This window comes from Priestia sp. VA7 (assembly GCF_055710015.1).
In genome coordinates, this window is the sequence record NZ_JBVQPN010000053.1 from 1 (window position 1) to 344 (window position 344).

The 344-nt window shown below is 43.3% G+C and carries 1 rRNA gene; it reads right to left on the reverse strand.

The features are described from left to right. Positions 1–214: 214 nt before the first annotated feature. Positions 215–330: ribosomal RNA gene (gene rrf, locus AC0C45_RS30130) — 5S ribosomal RNA — on the reverse strand. Between the last annotated feature and the right edge of the window lie 14 nt (positions 331–344).

The window sequence follows — 344 nt, forward strand, 5'->3', positions numbered from 1 at the left end:
TTAGGCACGCCGCCAGCGTTCATCCTGAGCCAGGATCAAACTCTCCGAAGAAATGTTTGACTTGCTCAATTTAAAAAATAAAAATTAACGTTGACGTTTGTCGCTTTGTTCAGTTTTCAAAGTTCAACCGCCGCTCTTAAGCGACTTTACTATCTTATCAAGTTATCAACGTAATGTCAACAACTTTTTTAAAAGAAAAGAGAGATCTTTTCCAGCCTGGCAACGTCCTACTCTCACAGGGACAAAGTCCCAACTACCATTGGCGCTAAAGAGCTTAACTTCCGTGTTCGGTATGGGAACGGGTGTGACCTCTTCGCTATCGCCACCAGACAAGAGATTGCTCT